The following is a 14163-nucleotide window of genomic DNA, read 5'->3' on the forward strand; positions in this document are numbered from 1 at the left end:
CGGGATGTCGTCCTGACTTCCGCTTCAGAAATCGAGGGAGAGAGTATGAATACAGATAAACCGGGGGCGCCCTTCTATCAGCGCTCCGTCGAGGAGACGCTCGCCAGCGTGCAAAGTACGCCGGAGGGTATTAGCGGGACAGAAGCGGCCACACGCCTGCAGCAGTATGGCGAAAACGCCCTGCCGCAGAAGCCGGGTAAGCCAGCCTGGCTGCGTTTCATCGTGCATTTTAACGATGTGCTGATCTACGTGCTGCTGGCGGCGGCGCTGCTGAAGGCGGTGATGGGCCACTGGATCGACATGGCGGTGATCCTCGCTGTGGCGGTCGTCAATGCGCTGATCGGCTTCATTCAGGAGAGTAATGCGGAAAAATCGCTGCAGAGTATCCGCAATATGCTGTCCAGCGAAGCGGTGGTGATCCGTCAGGGTAACCATGAAACCATCCCCACCACCTCGCTGGTACCCGGCGATATTGTGGTGATCCGCGCGGGCGACCGTATCCCCGCCGATTTACGCGTGATTGAGGCGCACAACCTGCGGGTGGAAGAGGCGATCCTCACCGGGGAGTCGACGGTGGTGGAAAAAACCACTGAGCCGCTAAGCGGCGATTTACCGCTCGGCGATCGCAGCAACCTGTTGTTTTCCGGGACCACCGTCAGTTCAGGGGCGGGCAAAGGGATTGTTGTGGCCACCGGCGGCGATACCGAGCTCGGTCACATCAACCAGATGATGGCGGGCATTGAGAAACACCGCACGCCGCTGCTGGTGCAAATGGACAAACTGGGCAAAGCCATCTTTATCCTCATTCTGGTGATGATGGCGGCTCTGTTCGTCTTTAGCCTGCTGTTCCGCGATATGCCGGTCTCCGAACTGATGCTGTCGCTGATTAGCCTCGCGGTGGCGTCAGTCCCGGAAGGCTTGCCGGCGATTATCTCGATTATTCTGTCGCTCGGTGTGCAGGCGATGGCGCGCCAGAAAGCGATTATCCGCAAGCTGCCGACGGTGGAAACCCTCGGCGCGATGACGGTTATCTGTTCGGATAAAACCGGGACCCTCACCATGAACGAAATGACGGTGAAGGCGGTGATCACCGCGGACAGCGTCTATCGGGTGGAAGGGGACAGCTATGAGCCGGTTGGTAAGATCCACGCCATTGATGACCCGACGCCGGTCGCGGTTGCACCTGGCACGCTATTCGAGCGCTATCTGCGTACCATCGATCTGTGTAACGACAGCCAGCTTATTAAAGATGAGAGCGGGCTGTGGAAAATCACCGGTGGCCCGACCGAGGGGGCGCTGAAGGTACTGGCGGCGAAGGTCACTTTGCCGCCGCTGACCAGCGAGCTGCGCAGTAAAATTCCTTTTGATTCGCAATATAAATACATGTCGACCCTCTACCGGCTGGGTGAAGAGGAGGTGGTGCTGGTCACTGGCGCGCCGGATGTTCTGTTCCGCCTGTGTCAATATCAGCAGAGCGACAGCGGATTACAGCCTCTGGATCTGCCGTACTGGGAAGCCAAAATTGAAGAGTACGCCCGGGAAGGGCTACGGATGGTGGCCGCGGCCTGGAAGCCGGCTTCCGCAGGCCAGACGGAGCTGACCCATCAGGATCTGCAGCAGGGGGTGATTTTGTTAGGGGTTGCCGGGATGATGGATCCGCCGCGTCCGGAGGCCATCACGGCGATTGCCGACTGCCTGCAGGCCGGGATCCGCGTGAAGATGATCACCGGCGACCACCCGCAAACGGCAATGAGTATCGGCAAGATGCTGGGGATTGGCAATGCCGGGAATGCCATTACCGGGCGTGAGCTGGAGGTGATGGACGACGCACAGCTGAGCGTGGCCGCACAGCAGTTTGATATCTTCGCCCGAACCAGCCCGGAAGATAAGTTCCGTCTGGTGCAGGCCCTGCAGAGCAAGAAAGAGATTGTCGGGATGACCGGCGATGGGGTGAACGATGCCCCGGCGCTGAAGCAGGCTGACGTCGGCGTGGCGATGGGGATCAAGGGGACCGAGGTGACCAAGGAAGCCGCCGATATGGTGCTGACCGATGATAACTTCGCCACCATCGCCAGCGCGGTCCGCGAGGGGCGTCGGGTGTATGACAACCTGAAGAAAACCATTCTCTTCGTCATGCCGACCAACCTTGCGCAGGGGTTACTGATCGTGATCGCGCTGCTGGCGGGCAACGTACTGCCGCTGACGCCGGTGCTGATCCTGTGGATGAACATGGCCACCTCCGCCACGTTGTCGTTTGGTCTGGCGTTTGAAGCCGGTGAGAAAAATATTATGCGGCGGCCGCCGCGTGATCCGAAAATTCACGTCATGGACGGCTTTGCCATCTGGCGCGTGGCGTTTGTGGGGTCGATGATTGCGGTCAGCGCATTTATTCTCGAAGCCTGGCTGCAACCGCGCGGCTATTCGCCGGAGTTTATCCGTACCGTGCTGTTGCAGACCCTGGTCACCGCCCAGTGGTTCTATATGCTGAACTGCCGCGTGTCGGATGGTTTCTCGTTGACGAAAAGTCTGCTGGCCAACAAAGGGATCTGGATTGTCAGCGGCGTGCTGCTGGTGCTGCAGTTGCTGATTATCTATGCGCCGTTTATGCAGATGCTGTTCGGTACCACCGGGCTGCCGTTCCGCTACTGGGTGATCACCTTCATCATCGGCTTCGCGATGTTCCTGATCGTTGAACTGGAAAAACCGCTGACCCGCAAATGGCGAACCGCCTGACGGCGTGACGTGCAGTACGCAAAAGAGAACACGCAAAAGAGAAGAGGGGGCATCGCCCCCTCTTTTATGATGGTTTTCGGTTATTGTGCTTTACTGTTTCTGCTCGGCGACCACAGTGCTTCCCACGCCGCGGTTGTTATATTCCCACATGCGATTGACGCTATTGTCGTTGAGGTTGCGCTGCAGATTACCTTTGGCATCTACTGCGCCAACGTTACCGCTAAAGGCACGGTTTGAACCGACCGCTGCCGCCCACGGCTGGGCGATGTTAAAGCCTTCATTGATGACGCTGTCGCGGATCACGACCTGGCCGTTGCTGTCGCCGTCAACGTCCAGCGCGCGGCCCAGCTGCGCGACGTTATCGCCGGACGCGGTGAAGCGGCTGTTGGTCGCCAGGAAGCCGTAGGTCACGCTCTTCAGGGTAGCCGGCGCGAAAACATAGGCTTCTTTCTGAGTACGCGAGTTCACCACGCGGAAATCGGTGTTATCAAATACCACCGCGCCGCGACCGGACACGATATCCACATCGCCTTCAATATAGCTGTTGGTCACCAGGGTGCGGGTCTGGCGGTTATCCTGCAGACGGTTCTGCACGCCGCTGTTGGTCACAAAGAAGGTGTTCTGACGGCCAAGAATATTGACCTTGTTGATCTGCACCTGATCGCCATCGGTGCGCAGGGCGACGGCCTGGTGAGTCCCGGCGTCGACGCTGTCGCCAAGGTTGTTGGCGATGGTCAGGTTCTGCAACTGCAGGCCGTTATTCTGCGACCAGAAGACCGCGGAGCACATCACGCCGACGGTGGCCGCGGATTTATTCTGGCAGCTGTCGAACATATACCATGCCGGTTTGCCCGGCATATATTTACCGCCCGGATTGACCAGACGGCGCCAGGTGTTGCGATCCATTTCAGAATCAATGGCTTCGCTGATTTTCACGTCAATCGGTTTATCGCCGGTACCATACAGGGTCAGGGCGCCAGGCGCCGCCGGTACGTAAATCGTTCCCGGGTACTCGCCAGGCATGATGGCAATAAACAGACGGCGATTTGAATGACGGGCAATCGCCGCATCGACCGCCGCCTGGACGGTGGTATGGGTCACGCCCTGGGTTCCCGCCGGGCCAACGATAAAGTCAGGCTGCGCCGGCAGGCTGATGGCGGACGGCGTCCAGGCCGCGGCATTGGGGGTCAGCGACTGGAAATAGGCCGCCGGGGTGAAGTTCTTCGCTTCATCGGCGTTCAGAATGGGACGCGCGGTGGTGCCCGGTGCAGTCTGCGTAGAGGGCTGTTGATCGGCAGGCGTCGAGCTACAGGCGGACAGCGTCACGCCGAAGGCCAGCGCCAGCGCCAGACGGGAAACGGAATATGTGTTCATGTTGCTCCGGGCAAAATTAAGCGTAGTGAAATACCCCGGCTGAGACGCCAGGGTATAAGTCCTTTAAAACCTGCTGTTTTATACTAACTTGAACGAAACGGGAAGACGTGGGCTGAAAAACTTACCTTCTTTACGCAATACGCCGCGTCGTCGAACGGCCTCCAGTCACAAAAAAATAACATTTACTCGCGCTTTTGTTGACATTACCGGCGTTATGAAAATAAATGTCTATACAACCCATGACAAGTTGAGCGCTATGACTGAAGCCACCCCCGAACTCGTTGTCTGGCGAAACGCGCGTCTCGCCACCCTGAACCCTGATTACTCTCAACCCTACGGTCTGCTGGAGCGCCATGCGCTGCTGGTGCGCAATGGCCGCATTGAGGCAATTGTCGCCGACGCTGACGCCCCCAGCGGGCGCAGTATCGATCTCGAAGGCCGGCTGGTTACGCCGGGTTTAATCGACTGCCATACCCACCTGATCTTTGGCGGCAGCCGGGCGCAGGAGTGGGAGCAGCGGCTGAACGGCGTCTCCTATCAAACCATCAGCGCTAACGGTGGTGGGATTAATTCCACTGTGCGCGCCACGCGCGACAGCAGCGAAGCGGAACTACTGGCGCTGGCGCAGCCGCGTCTGGCGCGCCTGCTGCGTGAAGGGGTGACGACCCTGGAGATCAAATCCGGTTACGGTCTCGATCTGCAAAACGAACGCAAAATGCTGCGGGTCGCCCGCCAGCTGGCTGACGACAATGGCGTGGAGCTGTCGGCGACGTTGCTCTCCGCCCACGCCACGCCGCCGGAATATCATGGCGACGCCGATGGCTATATCTCACTGGTCTGCGAGACCCTATTGCCGACGCTGTGGCAGGAGGGGCTGTTTGAAAGCGTTGACGTCTTTTGCGAAAACGTTGGCTTCAGCCCGCAGCAAACCGAGCGCGTCTTTCAGGCCGCGCAGGCGCTGGGCATTCCGGTAAAAGGCCACGTTGAGCAGCTCTCGTCGCTGGGCGGCGCGCAGCTGGTGAGTCGCTATCACGGACTGTCCGCCGACCATATCGAATATCTGACGGAAGAGGGCGTGGCGGCGATGCGCGAAAGCGGCACCGTGGCGGCTCTGCTGCCCGGTGCGTTCTACTTCCTCAATGAAACCCGCAAACCGCCGGTGGAACTGCTGCGCAAGTACCAGGTGCCGATGGCGGTGGCGACCGATTTCAACCCCGGCACCAGCCCCTTCGCCAGCCTGCATCTGGCGATGAACATGGCCTGCGTCAAGTTTGGTTTAACCCCGGAAGAGGCGTGGGCCGGGGTAACGCGCCATGCCGCGCGGGCGCTGGGGCGGCAGGACAGCCACGGTCAGCTGGCGGCGGGCTTTGTGGCTAACTTTGCCATCTGGGATGCTGAGCATCCGGTCGAGATGGTGTATGAGCCGGGGCGCGCGCCGCTCTGGCAGCGCGTGGTGCGAGGAGAAATGCAATGATGCTATGGCAAGCCACGCCCGCCAGTCTCTGGCAGGGGCGTGATGATAGCGCGGAAGCGCCTAATGCGCTGCGCCTGTTCCAGACTATCGCCCGCGCGGAACGCTTCGCGCCGCAGGCGATGCCCGGCGATATCGCGCTGCTCGGCTTCGCCTGTGACGAAGGGGTCCGGCGTAACAAAGGGCGTACCGGTGCCGCGCTTGGCCCGGAAACGCTGCGCCGGGCGTTGGCCAATATGGCCAGCCATCAGGGCCACGACCGGTGCGTGGATATGGGCACCATCAGCGTCGATGGCGAACAGTTAGAAGCCGCGCATCAGGCGCTGCGCGAGGCGGTGGCCGCCTGCCAGCGTGCCGGTAAACGTACGCTGGTCCTGGGCGGCGGCCACGAGACGGCCTTCGGCCACGGCGCTGGGGTACTGGATGCCTTCCCGGGCGAAAAAGTGGGCATTATTAATCTCGATGCGCATCTTGATTTACGCTTTGCCGAATGCGCCAGCTCCGGGACGCCGTTCCGCCAGCTGGCGCTGGAGTGTGACGCGCAGCAGCGCGGTTTTCACTATACCTGCATCGGCGTCAGCCGGGCGGCCAACACTCAGGCGCTATGGGATGAAGCGGCGCGCCGCCAGGTGGCTATCGTTGAGGATCTGGCGGTGCTGGCGGCCTTCGACACTCACGTGTTGCCGGAGCTGGAGCGTAATATCGCGCAGTACGATCGTCTGTATCTGACCATCGATCTCGACGTGCTGCCGGCGCGGGAAATGCCGGCGGTGTCGGCCCCGGCGGCGCTGGGCGTGCCGCTGGCAATCCTGCTGCGCATCGTTGAGCCGTTGTGCCGCAGCGGTAAGCTGCAGGCGGTAGATTTGGTCGAGTTTAATCCGCAATTTGACATCGACGGACAGGGCGCCCGCGCGGCGGCCCGTCTGGCATGGCAAATCGCCCATTGGTGGCGCTAGCGATCCGCGCTATTATTTTCGTTTCGCCGCTCCGCTTATTACGCATAAGGAAAGCCAGGCCATGTTTGCACAACAACCTCGTTCCGCGCCCGCGCCTTTCTATGAAAAGGTGAAGCAGGCGATCAGCGAAAAAATCTACCGCGGCGAGTGGCGTCCGCACGACCGAATTCCCTCGGAGGCTGAACTGGTAGCCCAGTTCGGCTTCAGCCGGATGACCATCAACCGCGCGCTGCGCGAGCTGACGGATGAAGGCCTGCTGGTCAGGCTGCAGGGGGTCGGTACCTTCGTCGCCGAGCCGAAAGGGCAGTCGGCGCTGTTTGAAGTGCGCAGCATTGCCGATGAGATTGTCTCTCGTCGCCATCAGCACCGCTGTGAAGTGCTGCTACTGGAGGAGACCGAAGCCGATCTCATTCAGGCGGAGGCGCTCACCGTCGCCGAAGGCACGCGCATCTTTCATTCACGGATGGTGCATTTCGAAAACGAGGTTCCGGTACAAATCGAAGATCGCTGCGTCAATGCCGCGGTGGTGCCGGATTATCTGTTACAGGATTACACCACCACCACGCCGCATGATTATCTGTCACTGATCGCGCCATTAACCGAAGGCGAACATATTGTCGAGGCGGTGCAGGCGACGTCAGAGGAGTGCGCGCTGCTGCGCATTCTGCCGCACGATCCCTGCCTGCTCATTCGCCGTCGCACCTGGTCGAAGACGCATATTGTCTCTCATGCTCGCCTGCTGTTCCCCGGCGCACGCTACCGTCTGCAGGGCCATTTCAGCTCCTGATCCTTCCTCGCGTCAGCAAAACGTGATTGCTGACGCAATATAACAAAATTGTATCATTTCTGTTAAATCCTGGCTTGCGCAGAGTTGTATAGACAAGTATATGTATCTACGTACACAACGTTAATTGTCAGGAGAAACCCCGATGTCGCAAAGCAAATATCGCCAGCTGGACGTCCGTGCACCGAGAGGCACGACGCTGACCGCCAAGAGCTGGTTGACCGAAGCGCCGCTGCGTATGTTAATGAATAACCTCGATCCCGATGTCGCTGAAAACCCGCATGAGCTGGTGGTCTATGGCGGTATTGGTCGCGCTGCGCGCAACTGGGAATGCTATGACGCTATCGTGAAGGCGCTGAAAAACCTGGAAAGCGACGAGACCCTGCTGGTGCAGTCCGGTAAACCGGTCGGCGTATTTAAAACGCATGAAAACTCGCCGCGCGTGCTGATCGCTAACTCCAACCTGGTCCCGCACTGGGCCACCTGGGAACACTTCAACGAACTGGATGCCAAAGGGCTGGCGATGTACGGCCAGATGACCGCCGGCAGCTGGATCTACATCGGTAGCCAGGGCATCGTGCAGGGCACCTACGAAACCTTCGTCGAAGCCGGTCGCCAGCACTATCAGGGCAGCCTGAAAGGCCGCTGGGTATTAACCGCCGGTCTGGGCGGCATGGGTGGCGCGCAGCCGCTGGCCGCGACGCTGGCAGGCGCCTGCTCGCTGAACATCGAATGTCAGCAGAGCCGTATCGATTTCCGTCTGCGTACCCGCTACGTGGATGAACAAGCCACTTCTCTGGATGACGCCCTGGCGCGCATCAAAAAATACACCGCCGAAGGCCGCGCCATCTCCATCGCGCTGTGCGGCAACGCCGCGGATATCGTGCCAGAGCTGGTGAAACGCGGCGTGCGCCCGGATATGGTCACCGACCAGACCAGTGCCCACGACCCGCTGCATGGCTATCTGCCGAAAGGCTGGAGCTGGGAAGAGTATCAGCAGAAAGCTGAATCCGATCCGCAGGGCACCATGCTGGCGGCGAAACGCTCAATGGCCGACCACGTGCAGGCGATGCTGGCCTTCCACGAGATGGGGGTGCCGACCTTCGACTACGGCAACAATATCCGTCAGATGGCGCAGGAAGTGGGTGTCAGCAACGCCTTCGATTTCCCGGGTTTCGTGCCGGCGTATATCCGCCCGCTGTTCTGCCGCGGTATCGGCCCGTTCCGTTGGGTAGCGCTGTCCGGCGATCCGCAGGATATCTACAAAACCGACGCGAAAGTGAAAGAGATCATTCAAGATGATCAGCACCTGCACCATTGGCTGGATATGGCGCGCGAGCGCATCAGCTTCCAGGGACTGCCGGCGCGTATCTGCTGGGTAGGTCTGGAGTGGCGTCAGAAGCTCGGACTGGCGTTTAACGAAATGGTGCGCCGCGGCGAAGTTTCCGCGCCGATCGTGATTGGCCGCGATCACCTTGACTCCGGCTCCGTCGCCAGCCCGAACCGCGAAACCGAAGCCATGCGCGACGGCTCAGATGCGGTATCCGACTGGCCGCTGCTGAACGCGCTGCTTAACACCGCCAGCGGCGCGACCTGGGTGTCGCTGCATCACGGCGGCGGCGTAGGCATGGGCTTCTCGCAGCACTCCGGGATGGTTATCGTCTGTGACGGTACCGATGAAGCAGCGGCGCGTATTGCTCGCGTCCTGCGCAACGACCCGGCGACCGGTGTGATGCGTCATGCCGATGCTGGTTACGATATTGCTATTGAATGCGCAGCAGAACAGGGTCTGAATCTTCCGATGGTGGCAGCAACGCAGGGGAACGCTAAATGAAATCGTTAACGCTCATTCCGGGGAAACTGAGCCTGTCGCAGCTACGCGAGGTTTACAGCCACCCGCTGAACATTACCCTCGACAGCAGCGCGTTTGCCGCCATTGATGAGAGTGTGGCCTGCGTCAACACCATCCTTGCCGAAGGGCGGACGGCCTACGGTATCAACACCGGTTTTGGCCTGCTGGCGCAAACCCGTATCTCGACGGACGATCTGGAGAACCTGCAGCGTTCACTGGTGCTGTCCCATGCGGCGGGCGTGGGTGAGCCGCTGGACGACGACCTGGCGCGCCTGATTATGGTGCTGAAGATTAACAGTCTGTCCCGCGGTTTCTCCGGGATCCGCCTGAGCGTGATCCAGGCGCTGATTGGCCTGGTGAATGCCGGCGTGACGCCGTGGATCCCGGCGAAAGGTTCCGTCGGCGCCTCCGGTGACCTCGCGCCGCTGGCGCATATGTCGCTGACCCTGCTGGGTGAAGGCAAAGCGCGGGTTCGCGGTGGCGAATGGCTGCCAGCGACCGACGCGCTGCGTCAGGCGGGGCTGGAGCCGATTACCCTGGCGGCGAAAGAGGGTCTGGCGCTGCTGAACGGCACCCAGGCGTCGACGGCTTTTGCGCTGCGCGGCCTGTTCGAAGCCGAAGATTTGTTCGCCTCCGCAGTGGTGTGCGGGGCATTAACCACCGAAGCGGCGCTGGGTTCCCGTCGTCCGTTCGATGCGCGTATTCATGAGGTGCGCGGCCAGCGTGGTCAGATTGATGCGGCGGCACTGTATCGCCACCTGTTGACCGATGACAGCGCGATCTCACGGTCACACCATAACTGCACCAAGGTACAGGATCCGTATTCTCTGCGCTGTCAACCGCAGGTGATGGGCGCCTGCCTGACGCAGATCCGCCAGGCGGCTGAGGTATTGTTAGCCGAAGCGAACGCGGTTTCCGATAACCCGCTGGTCTTCGCGGCTGAGAATGATGTGATCTCCGGTGGCAACTTCCACGCCGAACCGGTAGCGATGGCGGCGGATAATATCGCGCTGGCGATCGCGGAAATCGGCTCGCTTTCCGAGCGTCGCATCGCGCTGATGATGGACAGCCATATGTCGCAGCTGCCGCCGTTCCTTGTGAAGAATGGCGGCGTCAACTCCGGCTTTATGATTGCTCAGGTCACGGCGGCAGCCCTGGCCAGTGAAAACAAAGCGCTCTCGCATCCGCATAGCGTTGACAGCCTTCCGACGTCCGCAAACCAGGAAGACCACGTTTCGATGGCGCCGGCTGCCGGCCGTCGTCTGTGGGCGATGGCGGAAAACACCCGCGGCGTACTGGCCGTCGAGTGGCTGGCCGCGGCGCAGGGCCTGGATATGCGCGAAGGGCTGACCACCAGTCCGCTGCTGGAAGAGGCGCGCCATCTGCTGCGCGAACGCGTATCTCACTATACGCAGGATCGTTTCTTCGCCCCTGATATTGAAAATGCCATTGCACTTTTGGCTGCACGTCACCTGACGCGTCTGCTGCCTGCCGTACTGCATTAATCACCGTTGTTCTCTGTACCCGCGTCGGGGGAAGTCATTCCCCCGGCCGACCTACATCGCATATTTGTCGTCATATAAAAAAATCAGGACACCTGTATATGCAACAACACAAACCGCATCTGCTGCGCGGGCTAAATGCCCGACACATTCGTTTTATCGCGCTTGGTTCCGCTATCGGTACCGGGCTGTTCTATGGCTCGGCCTCCGCCATTAAAGCGGCGGGCCCTGCGGTACTGCTGGCCTACCTGATTGGCGGCGCGGCGGTCTTTATGGTCATGCGCGCGCTGGGTGAAATGGCGGTGCGCAATCCGGTTTCCGGCTCCTTTGGCAGCTATGCGCGCCAGTATCTCGGGCCGCTCGCCGGGTTTATCACCGGCTGGACCTATACCTTTGAAATGGTGATCGTGGCGCTGGCCGACGTCACCGCGTTCGGCATCTATATGGGACTGTGGTATCCCGATGTGCCGCGCTGGATCTGGATCCTCAGCATTATCTTCTTTATTGGCGCGATGAACCTCTGCAGCGTGCGAGTGTTCGGCGAGATGGAGTTCTGGCTGTCACTGATTAAAGTGGTGGCCATCATCGCCATGATGGCGGCGGGCGCGGGGATTATTTTCTTTGGCTTTGGCCATAGTTTCCCGGCCACCGGGCTGGAAAATCTGTGGAGCCACGGCGGTTTTGCGCCTAATGGCTGGCAGGGGATCATCGCCTCGCTTGGCATCGTGATGTTTGCGTTCGGCGGCGTGGAAATTATCGGCGTCACCGCGGCGGAAGCGCAGAATCCGAAGAAGGTCATCCCGCAGGCTATCAACACTATCCCGCTGCGTATTATTCTGTTTTACGTCTGCACCCTGGCGGTGCTGATGGCGATTTTCCCGTGGAATAGTTTTGGTGAACAGGGCAGCCCGTTTGTGCTGATCTTTGATGGTCTGGGGATCCCGGCGGCGGCGACCGTACTGAATATCATCGTGATTAGCGCCAGTATCTCGGCGATTAACAGCGATATTTTTGGCGCCGGACGCATGATGTACGGCATGTCGAAAGAGGGGCTGGCGCCGAAGTGCTTCCAGCGGATTGCCAGCAACGGCGTGCCCTGGATGACCGTGGTGGTGATGGGCGTGGCGCTGCTGGTGGCGGTGGTGCTTAACTATCTGATGCCGGAGCAAGTCTTTGTGCTGATTGCCTCACTGGCGGCGTTTGCCACCGTCTGGGTGTGGCTGATGATCCTGCTGTCTCATTTTTCGATGCGTCGCGGTTTGTCGGCCGAAGAGCGCAGTAAGATCGAATTTCCTATTCCTTTCTGGCCGGTGGGCCCGCTGTTGACGCTGCTGTTTATGGGGCTGGTGATCGCCGTGCTGGGAATGGTGGAAGAGACGCGCGTGGCGCTGTTAGCCGGGTTGGTCTGGCTGGGGCTGCTGACGGTGGTGTGGTATGCGCGGGTGCGTAAAACCGCGCTGCAGGTGGCCACTGAACAGTAAGGTCAATCTCCCCGGTGGCGCTGCGCTTACCGGGGCTACAAATGGCACTGACTGTAGCGAGTAGCCCGGATAAGGCGTAAGCCGCTATCCGGGGGGATAATTAACTGAACAGGGCGGTGATGGAAGCGCTGGCGAGCGAATGGAAATGGACGTTAAAGCCGACCATCGCGCCGCTGGCCTCGGCATCGACATCAATCTTATCGATATCCAGCGCGTGGACGGTAAAAATGTAGCGGTGGGTTTCGCCCTTCGGCGGCGCCGCGCCGCCATAGCCTGCCTTACCAAAATCGGTGCGGGTCTGAACGGCCTCTTCCGGTAGCTCCGCCTGACCGGAGCCGGCACCCTGCGGTAACACCCGAGTATCGGCGGGCAGGTTGGCTACCACCCAGTGCCACCAGCCGGAGCCGGTCGGCGCATCCGGGTCGTAGCAGGTGACGACAAAGCTTTTGGTGCCCGCGGGCACATCATCCCACATCAGGTGCGGCGAAATATTGTCGCCATCATAGCCCATGCCGTTGAAGACGTGACGATTAGGCAGCTTGCCGCCGTCCTGGAGATCGTGACTGATCAGTTTCATGCTTCATCCTCATTGATAATGTGCAGATTAACAAAGAAGTGTAGCCTTCCCGGCGGCGCAAATCCGCTGTTTATTCGCTAAAAAATGTTTCGTCCTGCACGGCCAGGTTGACCGCACGGGTCAGGCGGGTCAGCTGTTTGGGCGTGATGATGTACGGGGGCATCAGATAAATCAGGCGGCCAAACGGGCGGATCCATACCCCTTGCTCAACGAAAAAGCGCTGCAGAGCGGCCATGTTCACCGGATGACGGGTTTCAACCACGCCAATCGCGCCGAGTACGCGCACGTCGGCGACCCATTCTGACTCTCGTGCCGGAGCCAGCTCGGCCTTCAGCTGGGCTTCAATCGCCGCTACCTGCTGTTGCCATTCGCCGCTCTCCAGCAGGCGCAGGCTTTCGCTTGCCACCGCGCAGGCCAGCGGATTACCCATAAAGGTGGGGCCGTGCATAAAGCAGCCGGCTTCGCCATTGCTGATGGTTTCAGCTACCGTTCGGGTGGTGATGGCGGCGGAAAGGGTCATGGTACCGCCGGTCAGCGCCTTACCCAGACAAAGAATATCGGCGGAGATACCGGCATGCTCGCAGGCGAACAGTTTGCCGGTGCGGCCAAAGCCGGTAGCAATCTCATCGGCGATCAGCAAAATCCCTTCCCGGTCGCACATTTTACGCACCCGCTTCAGCCACTCCGGATGATACATCCGCATGCCGCCCGCGCCCTGGACGATGGGTTCGAGGATCACCGCGGCGATGTCGTGACGATGCGCGGCCATCAGGCGGGCAAACGGCACCATATCCAGCTCATCCCACTCGCCGTCAAAGCGGCTTTGCGGCGCGGGGGCGAACAGGTTATCCGGCAGGTAGCCCTGCCACAGGCTGTGCATTGAATTTTGCGGATCGCAGACCGACATCGCGCCAAAGGTATCGCCGTGATAGCCGTTGCGGAAGGTCAGAAAACGACGGCGCGGCTGGCCTTTGGCCTGCCAGTACTGCAGCGCCATTTTCATCGCCACCTCTACCGCCACCGAACCGGAATCGGCGAGGAAAATGCACTCCAGCGACTCCGGGGTCATCGCCACCAGCTGGCGGCATAGCGCCACTGCCGACGGATGGGTGATCCCGCCAAACATCACGTGCGCCATTTTGTCGATCTGCGCTTTCATCGCCGCATTGAGGCGCGGGTGATTGTAGCCGTGGATCGCCGCCCACCAGGAGGACATACCGTCAACCAGCTGTTCGCCGCCGGCGAGGGACAGCTCGCAACCGTGGGCGGAAACCACCGGATAGACCGGCAGGGGGGAAGTCATAGAGGTGTAGGGGTGCCAGATGTGGCGCCGATCGAAGGCGAGATCGTCCAGTGTCATAATCGACTTGTAAACCATTTTGAAAACATTTAGGTTTACAAGTATAAACCGAACCGTAAATTAACAAAACCCT

10 protein-coding genes are annotated in these 14163 nt (G+C 60.1%); 7 read left to right on the top strand and 3 right to left on the bottom strand.

The features are described 5' to 3' along the window. The first annotated feature begins 45 nt into the window (after positions 1–45). Entirely contained in the window at positions 46–2733 is a 2688-nt protein-coding gene (locus tag CWM54_RS00130; protein ID WP_061155283.1) for a cation-transporting P-type ATPase, read from the top strand. 90 nt (positions 2734–2823) lie between these two features. On the opposite strand, the gene CWM54_RS00135 is transcribed toward CWM54_RS00130, so the two are convergent. Beyond that, entirely contained in the window at positions 2824–4107 is a 1284-nt protein-coding gene (locus tag CWM54_RS00135; RefSeq protein WP_100695599.1) for a putative acyl-CoA thioester hydrolase, read from the bottom strand. A 214-nt stretch (positions 4108–4321) separates the two neighbouring features. Between CWM54_RS00135 and hutI the strand changes: the two genes are divergently transcribed. The 6 genes from hutI to CWM54_RS00165 all read left to right on the top strand — a co-directional run bounded on the left by hutI (position 4322) and on the right by CWM54_RS00165 (position 12153). Further along, positions 4322–5581 carry an imidazolonepropionase gene (hutI, locus tag CWM54_RS00140; RefSeq protein WP_162677829.1) on the top strand — a complete coding sequence of 420 codons (1260 nt, stop codon included), beginning with the start codon at positions 4322–4324 and terminating at the stop codon, positions 5579–5581. After that, entirely contained in the window at positions 5578–6534 is a 957-nt protein-coding gene (gene hutG, locus CWM54_RS00145; RefSeq protein WP_061155280.1) for a formimidoylglutamase, read from the top strand. The genes hutI and hutG overlap by 4 nt, the downstream gene beginning before the upstream one ends. Before the next feature lie 61 nt (positions 6535–6595). Continuing rightward, a complete protein-coding gene (locus tag CWM54_RS00150) occupies positions 6596–7321 on the top strand; it encodes a histidine utilization repressor (protein WP_008805728.1) in 726 nt (241 codons plus the stop codon). A gap of 142 nt (positions 7322–7463) precedes the next feature. After that, positions 7464–9152, top strand: coding sequence for a urocanate hydratase (hutU, locus tag CWM54_RS29120; protein ID WP_061155279.1), 1689 nt, complete (start codon positions 7464–7466; stop codon positions 9150–9152). After that, positions 9149–10675, top strand: coding sequence for a histidine ammonia-lyase (hutH, locus tag CWM54_RS00160; RefSeq protein WP_100695600.1), 1527 nt, complete (start codon positions 9149–9151; stop codon positions 10673–10675). The genes hutU and hutH overlap by 4 nt, the downstream gene beginning before the upstream one ends. A 98-nt stretch (positions 10676–10773) precedes the next feature. Next, positions 10774–12153 (top strand): amino acid permease, encoded by a 1380-nt coding sequence (locus CWM54_RS00165; RefSeq protein WP_061155278.1) that lies wholly within the window; start codon positions 10774–10776, stop codon positions 12151–12153. Positions 12154–12253: 100 nt separating this feature from the next. Here CWM54_RS00165 and CWM54_RS00170 read toward each other — a convergent pair whose 3' ends face one another. Together CWM54_RS00170 and bioA are read right to left on the bottom strand one after the other, a co-directional pair. Continuing rightward, complete coding sequence (locus CWM54_RS00170; RefSeq protein WP_008805732.1) at positions 12254–12730, bottom strand: kinase inhibitor; 477 nt, start codon at positions 12728–12730, stop codon at positions 12254–12256. A gap of 70 nt (positions 12731–12800) precedes the next feature. Continuing rightward, complete coding sequence (gene bioA, locus CWM54_RS00175; RefSeq protein WP_100681508.1) at positions 12801–14090, bottom strand: adenosylmethionine--8-amino-7-oxononanoate transaminase; 1290 nt, start codon at positions 14088–14090, stop codon at positions 12801–12803. Between the last annotated feature and the right edge of the window lie 73 nt (positions 14091–14163).

This window comes from Klebsiella sp. D-Nf1 (genome assembly GCF_002810515.1).
Classification (GTDB): Bacteria; Pseudomonadota; Gammaproteobacteria; order Enterobacterales; family Enterobacteriaceae; genus Klebsiella; species Klebsiella variicola.

Excerpts from the sequence above, each read along its gene's own strand:
- CWM54_RS00130 (WP_061155283.1), top strand. The coding sequence starts at position 46 with ATGAATACAGATAAACCGGGGGCGCCCTTCTATCAGCGCTCCGTCGAG.
- CWM54_RS00135 (WP_100695599.1), bottom strand. The coding sequence starts at position 4,107 with ATGAACACATATTCCGTTTCCCGTCTGGCGCTGGCGCTGGCCTTCGGC.
- hutI (WP_162677829.1), top strand. The coding sequence starts at position 4,322 with ATGAAAATAAATGTCTATACAACCCATGACAAGTTGAGCGCTATGACT.
- hutG (WP_061155280.1), top strand. The coding sequence starts at position 5,578 with ATGATGCTATGGCAAGCCACGCCCGCCAGTCTCTGGCAGGGGCGTGAT.
- CWM54_RS00150 (WP_008805728.1), top strand. The coding sequence starts at position 6,596 with ATGTTTGCACAACAACCTCGTTCCGCGCCCGCGCCTTTCTATGAAAAG.
- hutU (WP_061155279.1), top strand. The coding sequence starts at position 7,464 with ATGTCGCAAAGCAAATATCGCCAGCTGGACGTCCGTGCACCGAGAGGC.
- hutH (WP_100695600.1), top strand. The coding sequence starts at position 9,149 with ATGAAATCGTTAACGCTCATTCCGGGGAAACTGAGCCTGTCGCAGCTA.
- CWM54_RS00165 (WP_061155278.1), top strand. The coding sequence starts at position 10,774 with ATGCAACAACACAAACCGCATCTGCTGCGCGGGCTAAATGCCCGACAC.
- CWM54_RS00170 (WP_008805732.1), bottom strand. The coding sequence starts at position 12,730 with ATGAAACTGATCAGTCACGATCTCCAGGACGGCGGCAAGCTGCCTAAT.
- bioA (WP_100681508.1), bottom strand. The coding sequence starts at position 14,090 with ATGACACTGGACGATCTCGCCTTCGATCGGCGCCACATCTGGCACCCC.